Origin of the sequence: Paracoccus albus, from assembly GCF_027913035.1 — a bacterium.
Taxonomy (GTDB): Bacteria; Pseudomonadota; Alphaproteobacteria; order Rhodobacterales; family Rhodobacteraceae; genus Paracoccus; species Paracoccus albus.
This window is the reverse complement of sequence record NZ_CP115775.1, coordinates 1,682,730-1,703,534: the sequence shown is the minus strand read 5'-3', so window position 1 is coordinate 1,703,534 and position 20,805 is coordinate 1,682,730. Positions and strand designations below refer to the sequence as shown.

17 protein-coding genes are annotated in these 20,805 nt (G+C 59.6%); 10 read left to right on the top strand and 7 right to left on the bottom strand.

From position 1 onward, the window contains the following. Nucleotide 1 precedes the first annotated feature (1 nt). From xdhC to guaD, 3 genes are all read left to right on the top strand, one after another. Entirely contained in the window at nucleotides 2-853 is an 852-nt protein-coding gene (xdhC, locus tag PAF20_RS08465) for a xanthine dehydrogenase accessory protein XdhC (protein WP_271070242.1), read from the top strand. Between the two features lie 278 nt (nucleotides 854-1,131). Further along, nucleotides 1,132-2,433 (top strand): NCS2 family permease, encoded by a 1,302-nt coding sequence (locus PAF20_RS08460; protein WP_271070241.1) that lies wholly within the window; start codon nucleotides 1,132-1,134, stop codon nucleotides 2,431-2,433. Between the two features lie 147 nt (nucleotides 2,434-2,580). Continuing rightward, entirely contained in the window at nucleotides 2,581-3,888 is a 1,308-nt protein-coding gene (gene guaD, locus PAF20_RS08455) for a guanine deaminase (protein WP_271070240.1), read from the top strand. Between the two features lie 82 nt (nucleotides 3,889-3,970). Here the strand turns inward: guaD and bhcD are convergent, their stop codons facing one another. From bhcD to bhcA, 4 genes are all read right to left on the bottom strand, one after another. Next, a complete protein-coding gene (gene bhcD / locus PAF20_RS08450) occupies nucleotides 3,971-4,918 on the bottom strand; it encodes an iminosuccinate reductase BhcD (RefSeq protein WP_271070239.1) in 948 nt (315 codons plus the stop codon). A gap of 98 nt (nucleotides 4,919-5,016) precedes the next feature. After that, nucleotides 5,017-6,180, bottom strand: coding sequence for a 3-hydroxy-D-aspartate aldolase BhcC (bhcC, locus tag PAF20_RS08445; RefSeq protein WP_271070238.1), 1,164 nt, complete (start codon nucleotides 6,178-6,180; stop codon nucleotides 5,017-5,019). Nucleotides 6,181-6,190: 10 nt separating this feature from the next. Then, nucleotides 6,191-7,141, bottom strand: a complete 951-nt coding sequence (gene bhcB / locus PAF20_RS08440; protein WP_434802952.1) for a beta-hydroxyaspartate dehydratase BhcB — start codon at nucleotides 7,139-7,141, stop codon at nucleotides 6,191-6,193. 14 nt (nucleotides 7,142-7,155) lie between these two features. Beyond that, nucleotides 7,156-8,346: an L-aspartate--glyoxylate aminotransferase BhcA gene (gene bhcA / locus PAF20_RS08435; protein WP_271070236.1), complete on the bottom strand. Its 1,191-nt coding sequence runs from the start codon at nucleotides 8,344-8,346 to the stop codon at nucleotides 7,156-7,158. Nucleotides 8,347-8,512: 166 nt separating this feature from the next. Here bhcA and bhcR point away from each other — a divergent pair, with 166 nt between their 5' ends. Further along, nucleotides 8,513-9,352 (top strand): HTH-type transcriptional regulator BhcR, encoded by an 840-nt coding sequence (bhcR, locus tag PAF20_RS08430; RefSeq protein ID WP_271070235.1) that lies wholly within the window; start codon nucleotides 8,513-8,515, stop codon nucleotides 9,350-9,352. 42 nt (nucleotides 9,353-9,394) lie between these two features. Here the strand turns inward: bhcR and PAF20_RS08425 are convergent, their stop codons facing one another. Then, complete coding sequence (locus tag PAF20_RS08425; protein ID WP_271070234.1) at nucleotides 9,395-10,315, bottom strand: LysR family transcriptional regulator; 921 nt, start codon at nucleotides 10,313-10,315, stop codon at nucleotides 9,395-9,397. A 101-nt stretch (nucleotides 10,316-10,416) separates the two neighbouring features. Here PAF20_RS08425 and PAF20_RS08420 point away from each other — a divergent pair, with 101 nt between their 5' ends. Further along, nucleotides 10,417-11,661, top strand: a complete 1,245-nt coding sequence (locus PAF20_RS08420; protein ID WP_271070233.1) for a urate hydroxylase PuuD — start codon at nucleotides 10,417-10,419, stop codon at nucleotides 11,659-11,661. A gap of 141 nt (nucleotides 11,662-11,802) precedes the next feature. Continuing rightward, entirely contained in the window at nucleotides 11,803-13,020 is a 1,218-nt protein-coding gene (locus tag PAF20_RS08415; RefSeq protein ID WP_271070232.1) for an MFS transporter, read from the top strand. Between the two features lie 121 nt (nucleotides 13,021-13,141). On the opposite strand, the gene PAF20_RS08410 is transcribed toward PAF20_RS08415, so the two are convergent. Beyond that, nucleotides 13,142-13,918 (bottom strand): pyrroline-5-carboxylate reductase, encoded by a 777-nt coding sequence (locus PAF20_RS08410; protein ID WP_271070231.1) that lies wholly within the window; start codon nucleotides 13,916-13,918, stop codon nucleotides 13,142-13,144. Nucleotides 13,919-13,998: 80 nt separating this feature from the next. Next, nucleotides 13,999-15,072 (bottom strand): LacI family DNA-binding transcriptional regulator, encoded by a 1,074-nt coding sequence (locus PAF20_RS08405; protein WP_271070230.1) that lies wholly within the window; start codon nucleotides 15,070-15,072, stop codon nucleotides 13,999-14,001. A gap of 64 nt (nucleotides 15,073-15,136) precedes the next feature. Here PAF20_RS08405 and bglB point away from each other — a divergent pair, with 64 nt between their 5' ends. The 4 genes from bglB to PAF20_RS08385 are packed head-to-tail and all read left to right on the top strand — an operon-like array spanning nucleotide 15,137 to nucleotide 20,795. Next, nucleotides 15,137-16,219 (top strand): beta-galactosidase BglB, encoded by a 1,083-nt coding sequence (gene bglB, locus PAF20_RS08400; protein WP_271070229.1) that lies wholly within the window; start codon nucleotides 15,137-15,139, stop codon nucleotides 16,217-16,219. Further along, a complete protein-coding gene (kduI, locus tag PAF20_RS08395; protein WP_271070228.1) occupies nucleotides 16,216-17,052 on the top strand; it encodes a 5-dehydro-4-deoxy-D-glucuronate isomerase in 837 nt (278 codons plus the stop codon). The genes bglB and kduI overlap by 4 nt, the downstream gene beginning before the upstream one ends. Next, nucleotides 17,049-19,496 carry a hypothetical protein gene (locus PAF20_RS08390; protein ID WP_271070227.1) on the top strand — a complete coding sequence of 816 codons (2,448 nt, stop codon included), beginning with the start codon at nucleotides 17,049-17,051 and terminating at the stop codon, nucleotides 19,494-19,496. The genes kduI and PAF20_RS08390 overlap by 4 nt, the downstream gene beginning before the upstream one ends. Nucleotides 19,497-19,520: 24 nt before the next feature. Beyond that, on the top strand, nucleotides 19,521-20,795 hold the full coding sequence (locus tag PAF20_RS08385; protein WP_271070226.1) for an ABC transporter substrate-binding protein: 1,275 nt from the start codon (nucleotides 19,521-19,523) through the stop codon (nucleotides 20,793-20,795). The last annotated feature ends 10 nt before the right edge of the window (nucleotides 20,796-20,805 follow it).

Sequence of the window (20,805 nt, the reverse complement as noted above, 5' to 3'; positions counted from 1 at the left end):
CATGCTGAACCATGCCCATCTAAGCGATTTTCTGAAACGGCCAGAGCCTGTCGCGCGGCTGGTGATCACGGATGTGCGCGGATCTTCCCCGCGCGAGGTCGGCGCAGAGATGTTTGTCCGCGCAAACGGGTTGCATGGCACCATCGGGGGCGGGCAGGCGGAATATCGTGCCATTGAAGCGGCGCGGAATATGCTTGCGGGTCATCATCTCTCGGACCGCATAGAGATCAGGCTGGGACCGGAGATCGGGCAATGCTGCGGCGGCAGAATCACGGTTGATCTGAAACGCATGACGGCTGCCGATATCGACGCCGCTTTGGAACGCGCGGCCTATGAGATGGCCTGCTACGCGGAGGTCTATGTTCTGGGCGCCGGTCACGTCGGGCGCGCGCTTGCCAACCTTCTTCAACATATGCCGGTACGTACGATCCTGATTGATCCGCGACTGGATGAGCTAGCCATGAACCGTGCCGCGGTTGAAACCCGCAATTCCGTGCTGCCCGAGGTGGATATTGCCGCAGCCAATCCCGGCAGTGCCTTCGTTGTGCTGACCCATGATCACGGGCTGGACTTCCTGCTTGCATCGGCGGCGCTGTCGCGCGGCGATGCCGCCTATGTCGGGATGATCGGATCAGTGACAAAGCGGGCTAAATTAGCAAGCTGGGCGCGCGGGCAAAGCGACGCGTTGCAACTTGACGATCTGGTCTGTCCGATCGGAACAGGCGGCAGCCGCGACAAACGTCCGGCCGTTATCGCGGCATTTGTCGCGGCGGAAGTGATGGCGCGGCTGACCGGCGACATGCACAGCCAACGAAATAGCCACGAAGCTCTGCCGCTTTACGCGGCGGAGTGAAAACGAAGCACGGGCTGCCGAACGTCCGAAGGAAACTGACGCGGCCCTAAAGCAAGGAGATCCCGATGCGGGATGGGAGAGATCAGGAAGGGCGTTCACGGTGTTGCCCTGTAATTGCGTTTCTGCCGTTCCTCGGCAGGCGCCAGGACGACACGCAGAAACCTGCCGTCAGCCTTTGAAGGAAGCGCGCCAATCGGTGCACTCGCCGGGGCTTTGGCGCGCATCCGATATCCTGAAACAGCAACCGCACTGGCGGAACGATTTCCTTGGGAGGGGACATGCTGGAAAAATACTTCGGTCTCACGGACCACAATACGAGCGTCAGGACAGAGGTGATCGCGGGCGTCACCACTTTCCTGACAATGGCCTATATCATCTTCGTCAACCCTGAGATCCTGTCGACGACGGGCATGGATCGTGACGCGGTTTTCGTGGCGACCTGTCTTGCCGCAGCGCTTGGTTCTGCAATCATGGCGATCTGGGCAAACTGGCCCATCGGTATGGCGCCGGGCATGGGTCTGAATGCCTTCTTCGCTTTTACCGTGGTGGGTGCGCTTGGCTTTACATGGCAGCAGGCGCTTGGTGCAGTCTTTATCTCTGGTATCATCTTTCTGTTTCTGTCCGTGACGGGCATCCGCCGCTGGCTGATTGCGGGCATTCCGCAATCCATGCGCAGCGCCATCGCGGCGGGTATCGGTATGTTTCTTGGCCTGATTGCGTTGAAGACATCCGGCATCGTCGCTGATAATCCCGCCACTCTGGTCGGTCTTGGTGATCTGACGCAGACGGGCACCCTTCTGGCCGTCCTCGGTTTCTTCATTATCGCGGCGCTCGATGCGCTGAAGGTGCGTGGGGCCATTCTGATCGGTATTCTTGTGATCACCGTCCTGTCGATCATGTTGGGCGCCAGCCAGTTCGGCGGCATCATGTCCATGCCGCCATCCATCGCGCCGACCTTCATGCAGCTCGACCTGATGGGCGCGCTGAGCGCCGGCATCTTCCACGTCGTTCTGGTCATGGTGCTGGTCGAGGTGTTCGACGCCACGGGCACCCTGATCGGCGTTGCCAAGCGGGCAGGGCTGCTGACCGAGGGGCCGGCACATACGAATAAAGGCCTCAGCCGCGCGTTGATGGCGGATTCGACCGCAATCCTTGCCGGATCGGTTCTGGGCACCAGCTCGACCACCGCCTATGTGGAAAGTGCATCGGGTGTGCAGGCGGGTGGCCGCACGGGGCTGACTGCGCTTGTCGTCGCCGTTCTGTTCCTGCTGGCGATGTTCTTCGCGCCGCTTGCGGGTTCTGTGCCGGGTTATGCAACGGCCCCGGCGCTGCTTTACGTCGCCTGTCTGATGGTCCGCGAGTTCTCGGAAATCACCTGGGACGACGTGACAGAGGCCGCGCCTGCGGTGCTGACCGCGCTGATGATGCCCTTCACCTATTCCATCGCCAACGGTCTGGCGTTCGGCTTTGTCAGCTATGCGCTGATCAAATTGCTGACCGGCCGCGCGAGAGAGGTGCATGTTGCAACCTGGGTTGTCGCGGCTCTGTTTGTGATCCGCTTCGCCTTCTTTGCAGAGTAAGCTGGCCTGACGACCGCTGATTTGCCGCTGAACGGTCTGGGCCGTTCGGCAAGCCAGGAAAACTTGCGGACCTGACGTTCTGCGCTTCGGTCCGCGCCATTCGTTTGTCACATTCAATCCAATCTGAACACACCGGACGAAAAGCCAATGACACAGACGGCCAGCCAGACACTGCTGCGGGGACGTATCCTCGATTTCCACGCAGAGCCAGAGGATGACAGCCATACCTCTGCCTTCAGCTATATCGAGGATGGCGCGATCCTGATGTCCGAAGGGCACATCCTCGCGACCGGAGATTTCGCCTCTGTCAATGAGATGGCCCGGGATGCGGTAATTGTCGATCACCGGCCGCATCTGCTGATGGCGGGCTTTGTCGACACCCACATCCATTTCCCGCAAGTGCAGGTCATCGCAAGCTGGGGTGCGCAGCTTCTGGAATGGTTGAACAACTACACCTTCCCGGAAGAAATGCGTTTTGTCGATCCAGAGCATTGCGCGACAATGGCGGGCCATTTCTACGATCTGCTATTGTCCTATGGCACGACGTCAGCCGTGGCGTATTGCTCTGTCCATCGCAGTTCCGCCGAGGCCTATTTCACCGAAGCCGCAGAGCGCAATATGCGCATGATCGGCGGCAAGGTCATGATGGACCGCAATGCACCCGATGGGCTGCTGGACACACCACAATCCAGCTATGACGACAGCAAGGCACTGATCCGGAAATGGCATGGAAAGGGACGGGCGCTTTATGCGGTGACACCGCGCTTTGCCATCACCTCAAGCCCGGAACAGCTTGAAATGGCGGGTGCGCTTGCGGCAGAACATCCCGATTGCCACATCCAGACGCATCTCAGCGAAAACCATGACGAGATCGCCTTTACGAGAGAGCTTTATCCGGATGCGCAAGACTATCTGGGCGTATACGAACGTTACGGGCTGCTGACGCCAAAATCCCTGCTGGGGCATTCCATTCATCTGGAACCTCGTGAGATTGACGTTCTGGCCGAAACAGGCGCAAAGCCAGTTTTCTGCCCGACATCCAACCTGTTTCTTGGCAGCGGTCTGTTTGACGATCAGGGCTTGCGCGCGCGCGGAATCACAAATGCGATCGCGACCGATGTCGGCGGCGGCACCAGCTACTCGATGCTGCAAACGCTGAAAGAGGGTTACAAGGTTCTGCAACTGCAAAAGCAGAAACTGCACCCGCTGCGGGCTTTTCACTGGATCACGCGCGGCAATGCTGTCGCCCTGGAACTGGAGGACAAGATAGGAACGCTTGCCGCCGGCAGCGAGGCCGATATTGTCGTTCTCGATGCGCGTGCGACGCCAGCAATGGCACTGCGTATGGATCGGGCCAGGACGCTCTCAGAAGAACTTTTCGTCTTGCAAACGCTGGGCGATGACCGCGCGATCGCGCAGGTATATGTCGCAGGCGTGGCGATGAAAGCCGACTGAGGCACGAGCGCGGCTATGAAAAACGGGCGGCCCTTCTCCGGGGTCGCCCGTTTTAAGTTGCCGGGATCAAGCGAATGCCGCCTCAGATGTCAACTTCAATCGCGACGCCTTTTTCGATGGCCAGATCAACGACAGCCGCGGCAACGGCCAGATCCTGTAAACCGACTCCGGTGCCATCAAAAAGCGTGATCTGATCGTCGGAACTGCGACCCGGATCGGTGCCGTTAATGACCGCGCCAAGTTGCGCGATATCGCTTTGCGCGATCAGCCCCATCTGCACAGCGTGCTGTGCCTCGCCAATGGATACGGATTGCGCGACCTCATCCGTATAGATACTTGCGCGGACCAATAGCTGCGGATCGAGCTCTTGCTTGCCCCTGGTGTCTGTCCCCATGCAGGCGATATGTGTGCCCGGACTGACCTGACCGGCCATCAGGATCGGATCGAAAGATGAGGTGATGGAGATAATCACATCCAGACCGACTGCTTCGAAAGGCAGACCGGCTTCGGCAGCGATGGCCTCAAGACTGTACAACATTTCCGGATGCAGGTTCCAGCCGATGACCTTCTCAAACTCTCGCTGCTCCAACGCGGCGCGCAGCTGGTACGTCGCCTGATGGCCTGCGCCAATCATCCCGATAACCCGCGCGTCCTTGCGGGCAAGGTGCCGGATCGAAACCGATGACGCGGCAGCCGTGCGCAGCGCGGTCAGCAGATTGCCGCCCACCATCGCCTTGGCTCTGCCGGTGTCCGGGTCGAACAGGAAGACCGTCGACTGATGGTTGATCAGCCCGTGCTTTGACAGATTGCCGGGCCAGTAACCGCCCGCCTTCAGCCCCAAAGTCAGCCCGGCCCGGTCGAACCCGCCCTTGAACCCATAAAGCGCATCCTCGTGGCCAATGGCCTCACGGATGACCGGGAAATTATCGGCCTCTCCGGCCGCCATTGCTGCGAACACCCGTTCCACGGCATCGAATGCGGCTTCCCGCGTCATCAGCTCGGCGATCTCGCGCTCTGGCACGATCAGCATGTCTTTCTCCTTTATGAAAATACCCCTGCGCGATCAGTTGGATATGCTCGGCGCAGGGGCATTGCTCCGGCCAGATGGACCGGATCTGTGTCACAGCCTCAATAGGCTTTGCCGCGGGCAGAGACCGGCCAGACCACCTCGACCTTGTCGCCGCGAATGCCCACATACCAGTCATGGACATTGGCAGTCGGGTCACAATGCCCCGGTACAAGCCGAAGCTTTTCGCCGACCTTCAGGACCCCGTCGGGGTCGGAAATGACACCATGTTCATCCGAGCATTTGACATAGTCCACATCGTCGCGTCCGTAGATGAAGGGCAGACCGCTATCGACCGATTGCGCTTTCAGTCCCGCATCGCAGATGGCTTTGTCGACTTTCGCATGGCTCATCACTTGCGTCAGGATGAAGAAGGCGTTTTCCCATTCACCCTGATCTATGCGCTTGCCGTCCTTGTCCAGAATCCGGCCATAATCCGCATCCATGAACGCGTAAGAGCCGCATTGTAACTCGTTGAACACGCCTGAATTAGACTCGAAGTAATACGATCCGGTCCCGCCGCCCGATACCAGTTCCGGCTTCAGTCCGACCTCTTCCAGCCCGGCCACAGCGTCCTTGACCATCGCAATCGCGATATCCAGCTTTTCCTTGCGGGCCGCATAGCTGTCCAGATGCTGCATGGCGCCCTGATATGCCTGAATGCCGCTGAATTTCAGATTTTCTGCCGCATCGATGGCCTGCGCGATTTCGACCACATCCTCCGTCGAGGTCACGCCGCAGCGACCCGCGCCGCAGTCGATTTCGACGAAGCACTCTATTTCAGTGCCGTGTTTTTGTGCGGCGGCGGAAAGCTCTGCCACATTGTGCACATCATCGACACAGACGATGATCCGCGCCCCAAGCTTCGGCAGTTGTGCCAAGCGGTCTATCTTCGCAGGATCACGCACCTGATTAGAGACCAGCACGTCCTTGATGCCACCGCGGACAAAGACCTCTGCCTCTGACACTTTCTGGCAGCAAACTCCGACAGCGCCGCCCAGCCGTTCCTGTAGCTTCGCCACATCGACGGATTTGTGCATCTTGCCGTGGACGCGGTGGCGCATCCCGTGCGCCCTGGCGTATTCGCCCATTTTCCTGATGTTGCGCTCTAACGCGTCCAGATCGAGGATCAGGCAAGGCGTCTGGATGTCCGCCGCATCCATGCCGGGCAGGGCAGGGATATCAAAGCCGACATCCAATTGGTCGAGATTGACGGGTGCATTCATGGATCTGTCCTCACTTCGTCCAGGGCAGCCTGTCCAGATCGACATTGCCGCCGGTGATAATGATGCCGACGCGCTTGCCCATGAAGGCATCGGGGTTTTTCAGAATGGTTGCCAGCGGGACAGAACTTGACGGCTCTGCCACGATGCGCAGGTGCTTCCAGATCAGCTTCATCGCGTCGATGATCTCTTGCTCGGAGGCTGTGTATATCTCTGCCACATGGTTCGACACGAAATACCATGTCAGGTCTTTCAGCGGCACAAGCAGCCCGTCGGCCACCGATTTCGGCGCATCGTCGGCAATGATCTGACCCGCCTTGAAGCTGCGAAAGGCGTCATCCGCCGTTTCAGGTTCAGCCGCGATCACCTGCGTTTCAGGTGCAAGCGTGGCCAATGTCAGACAGGTGCCGGAAATCATTCCGCCGCCTCCGATGGGCGCGACGATCATATCCAGCCCGTCTGCCTGCTCGATCAGTTCTTTTGAACAGGTGCCCTGACCGGCAATCACGCGCGAGTCGTTGTACGGATGCACGAAATCGCTACCGGTTTCCGCCTGCACACGCGCAAAGGCTTCTTCTCGGGATGATGTAGACGGCTCACACTCGGTGATCTTGCCGCCGAAGCGACGAACTGTATCCTTTTTCGCCTGCGGCGCGGTGCGCGGCATCACGACATGGCACGGAATGCCCCGGCGCATGGCAGCGTAGGACAGGCAAGAGGCGTGGTTTCCCGATGAATGGGTGGCGACGCCTTTTTTCGCTTGTTCTTTGGTCAAACCGAAAACAGCATTGGTGGCGCCGCGGACCTTGAAGGCCCCCGGCTCCTGAAAATTCTCGCATTTGAAGAACAGCTGTGCGCCGGTCAGATCGTTGAGATAGTCCGAACTGCGGACGGGCGTCAGGCGGATATGCGGCCGGATCCGGTCATGCGCGGCCAGCATGTCGTCATAGTTGGGGATCTGCATGTCTCCGCCCCGCATCAGGCTGCGTCCTTGCGGCTGAGCGCCGGGTTCGAGCGATAGAATTCCTGCGCGGCAGCAACGCCCGACCCAAGCCTGACGGGCAGGCCAAGATCAGCCATGACCATTTCAGCAGTTGCGATGCCCGACAGTGCCATCACATCGGTCAGGCTGCCCAGATGGCCGATGCGGAACACCTTGCCAGCAACCTCGCCCAGACCGACGCCGAATGCGACGCCATAGGTCTGTGCCGCATGGGTCACGATATCGGTTGCGTTGAAACCATCGGGCGTGCGTATCGCGCTGACCGTGTCCGAATAAACATCGGGCGAGGCGGCGCAAAGCGTCATGCCCCATGCGTCAACCGCGGCGCGAACGCCATTGGCGATGCGGCGGTGACGGGCAAAGACGTTTTCCAACCCTTCATCCAGCAGCATCCGGCAGGATTCGTTCAGACCGTTCAGCAGACCGACGGCTGGCGTGTAGGGATAGGCATTATTGGCATAGGCCTTTTCCATGTCGCGCACGTCAAAGAAGGTACGGGGCAGGGCGGCCGTTGCTGTCGCGTCCATCGCCTTTTTGCTGAAGCCGACAATGGCCAATCCGGGCGGCAGCATGAAACCTTTCTGCGATCCGGTGACGGCAATATCGACGCCCCATTCATCGAAGCGGAAATCCATCGACGCGATCGAGCTGACGCCATCGACGAACAGCAATGCCGGATGACCTGCCGCCTCCAGTGCGCGGCGCACCGCGGCAATGTCGGATTTCACGCCGGTTGCGGTCTCGTTATGCGTCGCCAGAACGGCCTTGACCCGGTGTCCGGTGTCAGCCCTCAGGATCTCTTCATAGCGAGCGGCGGGCAGCCCTTCGCCCCATGGGGTTTCGACGATCTGAACGTCAAGCCCGTGACGCTGGCACATGTCTATCCAGCGGTGGCTGAACATGCCGTTTCGGGCAGCCAATACCTTATCGCCGGGCGAGAGGGTGTTTGTCAGCGCGGTTTCCCATCCACCCGTCCCGGTCGAAGGGAAGATAAAGACCTCTGCCACATCGCTTTTCAGTACCTTGCGTACTCCTTCGCGCGCGGGATGCAGTATCTGACCAAACAGCGGAGAGCGGTGGTCGATTGTCGGCATATCACAAGCCTTACGCAGGCTTTCCGGGATATTTGTCGGACCCGGAATGAAAACAGGGTTCTGAAAGCTCATGGGGTTTCCTTCCATCGTTCCGGTCAGCATATGTGAGCGCCCGCGAACCCGATATTTTTTTGAAACCAAGGCAGATTTTGCTTATCCTCCGAATTGTTATTTGTTGTCAGGTAGTTAAATTTTTCATATCATGAAATTCAGTTTCATATTTTGTGAGAGAGATTTTTTGGATCCTCAAGATAATGACAAGGAACCTGATCGGAAGGCACGCGGCAGACCGCGCGGCTGGCACGATGTTACCGATCAGAACACGATCAAATCGCTGGATCGCGCCATGGAGGTGTTTGAGTTCCTCAGCGAGAACTCCGGCTGCACGCTGACCGCCATCGCCAATGAACTGGGCCAGTCGCCAGCCACGGTTTACCGGATCCTCGTGACCCTGTCGGCGCGCGATCTGGTAGAGTTCGACGCCGCTGAACAGCTTTGGCATATCGGGCCACGTGCTTTCGTTGTGGGCTCGCGCTTCCTGCGCCGGACAAGCCTTGTCGAACGTGCCCGTCCGATCCTGCGCCAGTTGATGGAAACGACCGGAGAAACGGCAAATCTGGGCATAGAGCGTGAAGGATCGGTCCTGTTCGTCAGTCAGGTCGAGACACATGCCAGCATTCGTGCCTTCTTTCCGCCGGGAACCATGTCGCCGATGCACGCATCCGGCATCGGCAAAGCGCTGCTGGCCAATATGCCGAATGAGCGGGCTAGTAGACATCTGCAAAGCGTGTCTCGGCAGAGTTTCACCGAAAAGACCATCATTGATCCGTCGCGCATGGCAGAGGAGCTTAGTGTCATCTTGCTGCGTGGATATTCAGTCGACGATGAAGAGAGGAACACCGGAATGCGCTGCGTCGCCGCGCCGGTTTTCGACATTCACCGCGAAGCGGCGGCGGGTATCTCTGTTTCCGGGCCGACCAGCCGGATCACCTCGGACAAGATCGAGGAATTGGGCCGGTGCGTCGCCGCAGCAGCCCGCGAGCTGACCCTTGCTATCGGTGGCGAGCCGCTCGGTTGACGCATTGCGGGGCGATTTCACGCTTGCGCTTGAATGCTGCCCTCAGCCGTCAAGGCTGGTGGCCCTGATCTTGGATGCGATCTTTCCAACTACGAAATCCATGAACAGCCGCGACTTCGGGTCCTGCCGCCTGCGATGCGTATACAGACAAGCCATCTGTATAGGCTCTGGCGGCGTGGCCTGCGCCACCTGAACCAAAGCGCCACTTTTCAGGTGATCGGCAACCTCAAACAGCGGTTTCAGCGCGATGCCATGACCGGCTAGCGCCCAATCTGTCAGAACGTCACCGTCGTCGCATTCAAAGCGTCCCGATACCCGGAACCGTCTTGGGCCGTCCTGCGTCGACAGCAGCCACTGAAACTCTGTCGCGCCCGGAAAACGCAGGTTCAGGCATTCGTGCTTCTCGGCCAGCAGCGCATCGCCATCCGCTGGCATTCCCCGCCTTTCGATATAGGCCGGCGCGGCGCACAGGACCCGGTCAACGTCTGTAATCTTGCGAATGCGCAGATTGCTGTCCTCTGGCTGTCCAAGGAAGAAAGCGAGGTCCAGCCCTTCGCTTGTCAGGTCGACCTTGCGATCGGTCAGGCGCAGGCGCATGCTGACCTCGGGGTATTCGTCCAGGAATGCAGCAACCTGCGGGGCGATCAGCCGTCGCCCGACGCCCAACGGTGCAGCGACAAACAGGGACCCTTTCGGGTTTTCGGTCAGGTTGACGATCTGGGCTTCGGCATTGGCGACGGCCTCCAGAATCTCCGCCGCGCTGCGATAGAAGGCCTTGCCTTGCTCTGTCGGGCTGAGGTTCCGCGTCGTGCGCTGAAACAGCCGGACGCCCAGATGCGTCTCAAGCTGGGCAATCCGCGATGAAGTCACCGCCGGAGAAATACGCAGGTCACGCCCCGCCGCAGACATGCTGCCAAGTTCATAGACCCGAACAAATGTGCGGATATTGTCGAAATAGGACATTGTTCCGGTTTTTTTGATGTTGCTTGCTGATTTGCATAGATACCAGAAGAAAAGCTTTTCGCCTAGGCTGCTGTATAGCAACGATTCCCAGGAGGGCCGCCATGTACGATTTTGCAATCATATGGGACTGGATCGCATTTTCCGTGCGATGGCTGCACGTTATCACAGCAATGGCTTGGATCGGCGCATCGTTCTTCTTCATCGCGCTCGATCTGGGTCTGAGGCCCGCGCCGAACATGCCAAAGGGCTGTCACGGCGAAGAGTGGCAGGTGCATGGCGGCGGGTTCTACCACATCCAGAAATACCTGGTCGCGCCCGAAAATATGCCTGAACACCTTATCTGGCATAAGTGGCAAAGCTATATGACCTGGGTATCGGGCGCGGCGCTGCTGATGATCGTCTATTGGGTCGGTGGAGAGCTGTTTTTGATCGACCCCAGCAAAGCCGATCTGGCCCTGTGGCAGGCTATCCTGATCTCTGGCGGTTCGCTGACCATCGGATGGCTGGCCTATGACCAGCTGTGCAAATCGGCATTGGGCAACCGGCCTACAGTTCTGATGCTGATCCTTTTCGCGATCCTGGTGTTCATGTCATGGGCCTATAACCAGATTTTCACCGGGCGGGCGGCGCTGCTGCATCTGGGTGCGTTTACCGCGACGATCATGACGGCCAATGTGTTCTTCCAGATCATGCCGAACCAGCGGATCGTGGTGGCGGACCTGAAGGCGGGCCGGACGCCGGATGCGAAATATGGCAAAATCGCCAAGCTGCGTTCGACCCATAACAACTATCTGACCCTGCCGGTCGTGTTCCTGATGCTGTCGAACCACTATCCGCTGGCCTTCGCGACGGAGTATTCATGGATCATTGCCTCGCTGATCTTCCTGACCGGCGTCACTATCCGTCACTACTTCAACACGATGCACGCGACGGGCAAGGGGCCGCATTGGACATGGGGCGTAACGGTTCTGTTGATGGTGATAATTGCCTGGCTGTCCACGGCGCGCGCAGGCGAAAGCTATGAGGAATCAGCGGCGCGTGACCTGACCGTTTATGAGCAACGCTTTGCTGCGGCGGGTGGGTTCGAGGATGCGGCGAACGTGGTCATCGGGAATTGTTCCATGTGCCATGCCCGTGAACCGTCCTGGGGTCGCCTGCAATGGGCGCCGAAGGGGGTTTATCTGGAAACCCCTGCCGACATCGCCCGACATGCGGACCAGATTTATCTTCAGGCCGGAAAAACCCATGCAATGCCTCCGCCAAACGCGATCCAGATGGATGATGAGGCCCGCCAGACCATCGTCGCCTGGGTGAAAGAAGCGCGAAGCTCAGCGGCTGCAAACTGATAGCCGGCGGGTGCGACATCGGGTTTTTCCAGAGCCCGAGCATTGAACTGAACGCATGGCGGCTCTTCGCGCGAAGTGATAGCGCGAACGGCGTGGTTCTGCTATCCGGGGTCAAATCCTCAGACAATTGAATCCGTCGACATGACCGAAAAAGATACAAATCCGGCCAGCCTCACGCTGGTGATACTTTCGTTGGCGCTTGGGGCGTTTGCCATCGGGACGTCCGAATTCGCCGCTATGGGCCTGCTTCCGTGGTTCGCAGAGGATCTGGGCCTGTCCGAGGCACAGGCCGGCCATGTGATTTCCTCCTATGCATTCGGTGTCGTGGTTGGTGCGCCGATCACCACGCTTTTGGGTGCGAGGCTGCCAAGGCGGCGCTATCTGGCAGCGCTGATCGCCGCCTATGGTGTGCTGAACCTGCTGGCGGCTATCCTGCCGGGCTATTCGACCCTTGTCGGGATGCGCTTTCTGGCGGGGCTGCCGCATGGTGGCTTTCTTGGCGTCGGTATGCTGTTCGCCGCCGATGCCCTTCCGCGAGAAAAGCGGGCCAAGGGTGTCACTCAGGTCATGCTGGGCCTGACCGTTGCGAATATCGTGGGCGTGCCATTTGCCGGCATCCTTGTCGACGTTCTTGGCTGGCGCAGCGGCTTCGCCTTGCCCGGTGTGCTGGCGCTGATCGCGGCCGTGCTGATCCTGCGTCTGGCCCCGCGTGTCGGCGTCGATCCGAATGCGCAACCGATGGAGGAGCTGAAGGCTCTCAGCAATCCTGCGGTTCTTCTGACACTGCTTGTCGGCATGATCGGCTGCGGGGGGCTTTTCGCGGTATACGCCTTCCTGACGCAGGCGATGCTGGTGACGACGACTCCTCCGAACTGGGCTGTGCCGGTCATGCTGTCGGCTTTTGGTATCGGCAGCACGCTGGGAAGCATTCTGGCTGCGCGAATGACCATCGCCTTGGGACCCATCGGGGCCTGTTTCCGGCTGTTCATCTTTATGATGATAACGCAGGCCTTTGCCGTCTGGGCTGTCGGGAACTGGCAGGCGATGATCGCCTCGGCCTTTCTGCTTGGTCTGGGTTCGGGCGTTTTCGTGCCACTTCAGACCCGGCTGATGGATATTGCAGGAAATGCGCAGAGCATGGCAGCCGCGATGAACCATGCCGCCTTCAACGCGGCGAACGGGCTTGGTCCGCTGGTTGCAGGCTGGGCGCTTGATGCAGGATGGGGCTGGCGTTCTTCCGGGGTTGTGGCCATCGGCTTTTCGCTGGTCGGTATTCTGATGCTGGGTATCGTCTGGCTTCATGCGCGCCGCAATGGCGAGGTGATTGGACCGGCGCGCGCAGCGCCGATCCTGCACTAGATCAGGTTCGATCAGGGTGCGGCGGATACGCCATTCTTCGCGGATTGTTTCGCTGAACCGACCGCCACAAATTGACAAGGGAAAGGCGCAGGGTTTTGGACCGGCACGCGGTCCAGGACCGCTACCCGCGTCCCGACAGGATCCGTCCGGCCACGCTGTTCAGGGCGATATTCAGCGCTTCTGTGCCGCCTTGCTCGGTGAACGTGCGGAACATCTGTTCGTTGATGCCGCCTTCGGTCGAATGCTCTTCCCGCAGGGTGATAAAATCTTTCTCCGGCTCTCGCGCGGCGGTCCGGCCCAGTTCCAGAAACACCTTTCCGATGAATGTCCGGGCATCCCGATCCGAGATCCCGCGCTCAGCGAGCCATGCAACGATTGTCTCTTGCAAGCCAAAGTACAGGCCCATGACCGCGCCCGAGGTGGTAAGTGCGTCCAGCTCATCCAGCGTCGTTGCCTCTATCACGGGTCCGAGCGTGCCGAACAGTTCTTGCAGTTTCCCATCCGCCGGATAGATAACCGTCGCGCCCTGCCGGTCCGAAACGGCGGGCAGGGGAACAGCGCGCGGAATCGGCTGCGAGGTTCCTGTCCACTCCTGCAACGTTTCCTGCGTGACAGTCGCGATCAGGCTGACGATCTGCTTGTCGGCCGGGAATTTAAGCGCGCGGATAACCTTTTCCGCGACTTGTGGACGGACGGCAAGGAAAACCAGATCCGCCCCGTCGACCACCTGCTGGTTGTCACTTGCGACCACGACCTTAGGGTGATCGGCGGCCAGCCGGGCCGAAACCTGCGCGTTTCGGGGTGAAAGAATGATCTCATCCAACGGATAATCGGCGGACATCAGCCCGGTCACGATGGCCTTTGTGATATCACCCGTACCGATAAATCCCAGTTTCATGACCCTGCTCCCATACTGTTTGAAACTTCGAGCACCCTGCGCGATCGTTGCGTTGACGTCGAGGGGCGGTGGTCGAACGCTCAGCTTTTCCGGCAACCCGGCGGCCTCATTTGCAGATCAGTTTCTGACCAAGCGTTGACCGTGCCTGCGGATCCCCTTTCCACCAGCTGGCAGGCCAGTTCGATGCGCCGCCTCGGCAGGCTGGGATTGGCAGCCGTTTCGCAAAGCAGATCGAGCGCGGCTGCCCCGACCTCTCGCATCGGGATGGCCATGACGGTCATGGGCGGGTCCAGCAGTTTCGTCTGTGGAAGCCCGTCAATTGAAATGACCGATACGTCCCCCGGAATTGTCAGGCCATTTCGGCTTAGTGCCAGATAGGCGCCCATCGCTAGCGCGTCGCCGGTCGCAAGGATCGCTGTGAAGTCACGGCGCTTGGCCAACCTTTCTGTTATCGCTGCATCCGCGAGTTCCGGCTGCCAATCGGCTACCTCTACGATCAGTGAAGGATCGGCATGATCTGCCAGCACATCCCGCCAGCCCTCTAACCTGCGAGCGATTGTGCGTCGGCCCGGACAGGTCAGAAAGACGATCCGGCGATGGCCGAGATCCCATAAGTGCTGCGCCGCCATTGCCGCGGCGGATCGGTTGCACGGTGTCACAGATGACAGACCCATATCCGGGTCATCGCCGTTCACCATGATGACGGGCTTTGCGCAATTTCGCGCCAGTTCCAGCAGGGCGTCGTCGTCAATCGTGACCATCAGCACGCCCGCCACAGTGTCATCCTCTGCTTCGGCAAGCAGACGAATTTCGTCTTCGACAGTAGAGACCTGCCTTGTCTCTACCGACATATGCAATGTCTGACAGCGTTCGGTGATCCCTTCCAGCACATGAAGGGTGAACTGGTTGCGGGCAAGATCGACCAATGCCGGCCCGGAAACCGCCAGAAGAACGCGCCTCCCTGCTAGGGATGAAGGTAGGGGATAGTTCAGGCGAAGAGCCATCTCGTGGATCTGCGCGCTCAATTCCGCCTGCACATATCCGCGACCGGACAAGGCACGGGAGACCGTCGCCGTCGAGACTGCGCAGCGTTCGGCAATATCCTTCAGCCGAACCCTTCGCGATATCTTTTCACGTTTTCCATCCGGTCTCATGCAGTCAGGCTGCAAGAAATTTGCATATTGTGCAAACCAATACTTGCTCGGAATAATTCAATTCATGCTGGATCGTACCACCATCGAGAATGCGCTGTCCCGGCTGGTTGCCGGCTTTGAGAGCCTTCGGCTCGACGGAAAGTTCGACGAACCCAACTTGGACGGTACACCCGGCGACTACGTCAGTTTCGATGCGTGGGAATGGCCGCAGGGCGTTGGTCTTTACGGCTTGGTTCAACTGTGGCTGGCGCGGGGGCGTGACGCGGCGCTGACCCAGACACTGACAGGCTGGTATGATCGCGCCCTGGCACGTGGCCTGCCTCCGATGAATGTGAACACCACGGCGCCTATGCTGGCCCTGTCGATCCTGTGGCGAGAGACCCGCGAAGACCGGTTCGAGAAGGTACTGAACGATTGGGCCCGCAAGGTTATGGAAGAGGCCCCGCGTACGCCTTTTGGTGGTATTCAGCACGATGTTTCCGACAGGCTGAACAAGGGCGAACTTTGGGACGACACGCTGTTCATGGTCGCGCTGTTCCTTGCCTCATACGGGCAGGCGGCGGGGCGTCGCGAGTTGGTCGAGGAAGCCGTCCGGCAGTTTCTTGTCCACGCCAATTTTCTGGCCGACCGCGAGACAGGGCTGTGGTTTCACGGCTGGACATTCGAAGGACGGCATAACTTTGCCCGAGCCCGTTGGGGGCGCGGCAACGCGTGGATCACCGCTTGCCTGCTGGACCTGTTCGATCTGGCCGATATCGCGCCAGATGCGGCAGAGTTCCTGCGGGACCTGTTGCGGGATCAGGTGGCTGCATTGATCCCGCAGCAAATGGAAGACGGTGCGTGGCGCACCCTTCTGGACGATCCGACCAGCTATCCTGAGACCAGTGCCACCGCCGGGTTCGCCTATGGCCTGCTGAAAGGCGCTCGTCTTGGCCTGCTCGGCGACGACGCGCGGCAGGCGGGGCGGAAGGCTCTGGACTATGTGATGGGCCAGATCGGTCCTGACGGCGTGGTGGGCGGTGTCAGCTATGGAACGCGTATGGGTCACGATCTGCAATTTTACCGCGACATCCCGATCCAGCCGACAGGCTATGGCCAGTCGCTCGCGATGCTCGCGCTTGTCGAAGCTTTGAAGGAGGCAGAATGATGATGGATGTGCGTTACGGCGCGGCACCGGGCGATATAGACAATATGAACACGGATCGTCTGCGGGCAGAGTTCATGGTTGAGGGCCATTTCAAACCCAGTGAGATGCGGATGACCTACACCCATTTTGACCGGATGATCGTGGGGGGCGCAGTCCCGACCGCAGATCCGCTGGAATTCGGTGACGGCGCGGAGGTTGGTACGCCGAATTTCTTCGATGCGCGTGAGGCCGGCATAGCCAATCTGGGCGGGCCGGGATGGGCCGAAGTCGATGGACAGAAATTCGAAATCGGCAGCAGGGACTGCCTGTATGTCGGCAGGGGTGCAAAGAAGGTTCGCCTTGGCAGCAATGACGCCGGTGATCCCGCCTGGTTCTATCTGAATTCGGTGCCTGCCGGTGCTGATCACCCAACCCGCGTTATCACGCGTGAAGAGGCCAAAATGGTCGAATTCGGGCAAGAGAATCGCGGCAATTTCCGTCAGCTTCGGATGTATATCCATCCAGAGGTGGGACCGTCCTGCCTTCTGCTCATGGGTATCACCGATGTGCCGGAAGGACAGGTCTGGAACACGCAGCCCCCGCATCTGCATGAGCGCCGCATGGAAGCCTATGGCTATTTCGGCATGGCCGAGGAGGACCGCGTGTTCCACTTCATGGGCCGTCCCGACAACACCCGGCATCTTGTCGTGAAACATGGTGACATTGTCCTGTCGCCCGCATGGTCGATCCATATGGGCGCGGGCACCGGGCCATATTGCTTTGTCTGGGGCATGACCGGCGAAAATCAGGCATATGAGGACGTGACCCCCGTCCCGGTGAGCGAACTGAGATGAAGTTGAACCGCGGCGACGCATTGCGATACTGGCAGGTGTCCGACATTGCAGAGGAACGTTTCGACATTCCCGATGCGCCGCTGCATGGCGAGATGGACCCGTTCTTTTTCCTGACCAAGGATAAGAACTTCATCCCCCATGAATATCCCTGCCGCACGGAATTTGCGGCGCGGTTCCGCGATAAGCGGCCAGATATTCGTGGTGCGGCAGCGTGGCAGACCAATATCCTGCCATTCGGTCAGGATGTTCTGGACCTGTCGGGCTTCTGGTTTCGTCCGACCCGGCTCGCTGCATGGGCGCGAACGGTTCTGGTCGCGGAAAAGGCCGATACGGCTCGCTTTCGGCTGACGACATGCGGCGGGGCCGTGCTGCATGTGAATGGCCAAGAAGCGGGCTGGATGGCACCCTATATTCGCAACTACAACAGCGCGGCAGAGTTCGAGGTCGAGCTGCGCGACGGTGAAAACGAGATATCCGTCTTCTTTGACGATCTGGCAGAGCGCGACACGCGCTTCCTGCTGCGCCTCGCTTATCTTTCCGGTCCGGAGGCCGAGGCCGGCTTGCCCTTCTCAGGCAGCACCGAAACCGTTCGCGCTGTGGAAGCTCTGCTGGAACGCATGCATTTCGACCGTCCCGCTTATGATCAGGGTGAGGTGGCTGTTAATCTGCCCGCAACGCTTGGGGCAGCTGGCAGTGCCAGGGTTCTGATCGAGGGCGATTTCATGTCGCATGAGCGGATGGAACTTGAATATCCCCTCGCACCAGATCAGGACAAACTGGTGCTGGGAACTGTCGTGGACTTCCCCGCTGATTTCCGGCACTTCCGGTTCACGATCAGCTGCGAAGGTTTCACTGCGACACGCAGCCTTGGGGTGGAGATAGCCCATCCCGTCGGTCCCGCGCCTGCGACGCTGACCGAAAGGGCGGATGAGGCACTTCGCGCGGTGGCCGACAAGGCAGAGCCTGATACAGTATGCGCCCTTGCGCGGCTTGCGGTCGGGGAGCAGGCCGATGCGATGATCCTGCGCGCCCTTCCGGCCATTGCGGATTGCTGGGACTGCGCCGATTTCGCACTCGTGCCATTGTTGTGGTCGCGGATGCGGTTCGCGGACAGGCTGGCGACGGAAACCCTGGCGCAGATCGACCGGACCATAGTTGCCTATCGCTATTGGATGGATGAGCCGGGCAATGATGTGCAGTGGTACTTCAGCGAAAACCATGCCCTGCTGTTTCATACCGCTGCCTATCTGGCAGGTTCAATACTGCCGGATGCAACCTTCCACCGCTCTGGCAGAAACGGGCAGGAGCAGTCGCAGGTCGGTGCGGCACGCGTTCGGGCATGGCTGAATCATTTCGAGCAGTGCGAAATGGCAGAGTTCAACAGCGCGCCGTATTTTCCGATTGATCTAAAAGGATTATGCGCCCTTTTTGCCTTGGCGCCGGATGCCGATATCCGTGAACGCGCCGGCAAATCCATCGCGCGCCTGGTCAAGATGGTGGCCAACAGCGCCCATCAGGGGGTGCTGACGGCGGCGCAGGGTCGCAGTTATGAGCATACGCTCCGCGCCGGGGAAACACTGGAGCTTTCGGCCATTGCGCGGCTGTTGTGGGGCAAGGGCAGCTTCGGGGCGCGCTTCCACTGCCTGCCACAACTGGCGCTTTGTCTGCGCGATCACGGGCTGGCATTGCCGGATCTGCAAGACCGTGCGCTCTGGCAGCGCGACAATGGGCAGGAATGGTGCTTTACACAGGGCGAGGGTGGTTTCGCGCATCTCTATCACTGGAAAACGCGCTACACGGCGATGGGTTCGGCCGCGCATTACCGTTGGTTCGACTGGGGCTATCAGGAGACGCTGATCCATGCGCGTATCGGTTCGAACCCTCAGGCTCAGGTCTGGATCAACCAGCCGGGGGAACTTATCCATTCGGGCTATGGTCGGCCGTCCTACTGGGGGGGCTCTGCCAGTATTCCGCGTGTTCAGCAATATCGCGGCCTTGCCATCGTCGTCTTTGACGGGGTGGAACCGCAGCCGGATCTGACCCATGCTTGGTTTCCCGAAAGCATGTTCGATCAGGCCAGGGTCGAGGGTTCCTGTGCCGTGGCGGTTCAGGACAAGGCGGCGATCATGCTAGCCGCCTCGGGCAAGTTGATCCGCGTGGCGGACGGTCCGAGCGCGGGAAACGAGCTTCGCTTGAACGGGCGTAACGGACACTGGATCATTCGGGTCACGGAAGAGGCCGATAACATCACAAAAGTTATCGAAGACGCCGGAAAGCTGGCATTGATCGGCGATGCGAAAGGTCGCATTGTCGTCACTGATGCCGAATACGGTGAAGTCGTGTTCCATGCTGACGGAAAAGTCGAGGCCGAGGGGCGCGTACTTGATCCGGCAAACTGGTCGCTAGAGGGGCTGCGGCAGGAGGTTGGTCCGCCGCAAATCTGACAACGTTAAGGGAGGAAAAGCAAAATGACAAAGTTTCTGAAGATTATGGCGACGGCCTCGTCGCTGGCCATCGCGGCATCGGCCCAGGCGGGCGAGGTGCGCATGATGTGGTATTCCGACGGCGTGGAAGGCGAGGTCATGCAGGACCTGCTCAACCGCTTTATGGAGGAAAACCCTGACATTACCGTGACGCTCGACAATGTCGCTTATCAGGTAATTATGGAACAGCTTCCGATCCAGCTCGCAGCGGGTGAGGGGCCGGATATTGCGCGGGTCACCAACCTGAAGGAACAGGCCGAGCATTGGCTGGACCTGACGCCATATGTCGAGGACCCTGCCTATTGGAATGAGAATTTCGGTGCTCAGTTCGACTGGATGCGCCCCGATGACAGCGAGATCATCCCCGGCTTCATGACGCAGCTTACGCTTGTCGGCGGCTTCGCCAACAAGACCCTGTTCGAACAGGCAGGCGTCGAAATGCCCGGTGAGGGGGCGACCTGGGATGACTGGGTTGCTGCCGCAACCGAAGTGCAGGAAAGCCAGCAGCTTGTCGCCGCTTTCGTCATCGACCGCTCGGGCCACCGGATCACGGGGCCGCTGCTGTCGTCGGGCGCGGTTCTGAAAGGCGAAGATGGCAAGCCCGCTCCGCTGGATGAAGCCGCGCAGGCCTTTATCACCAAGCTGGTGGACTGGACCGAAAGCGGACAGCACATGAAGGATGTCTGGGTCAGCGCGGCGGGCACGACCTATCGGTCCGGCGCGGATGAGTTCATCAACGCAAATATCGCCATGCTTTATTCCGGTTCATGGCAGATTGCGAACCTGTCGACGAAGATCGGCGACGGGTTCGACTGGGTGGCGATCGGCTCGCCATGCGGATCGGCCGGATGCTCTGGCCTGCCGGGTGGTGCGGCGCTTGTGGCCAACAAGAACACCCAGAACCCCGAGGATGTGGGCAAGGTGATGGACTTTCTTGCGCGTGAGGATATCGTCAAGGAATTCTCGGAACGCACGCTGTTCCTGCCCGCACATAAGGGCGTGATCGAAGCGGGTGGGTTGGATTTCCAGACGGATGACCCTCAGGCCAAGGCCGCGCTGGAGAAATTTGTTGCAGCGACCGGCGAACTGATCCCTGCCGCGAATGAAATCCCGGCATGGCGCTATGCCAACGCTGTCTACGGCGGCATGGTCAATCGTATCAGTCAGGCAATGGCCGGTGAAATGCCGGTGGAAGAAATCTTCCCGCGCATTGATGCCGATGTGGCCGAGCAGGTTAACGCCGCTGGCTCTGGCCAATGATGGAGGGGGG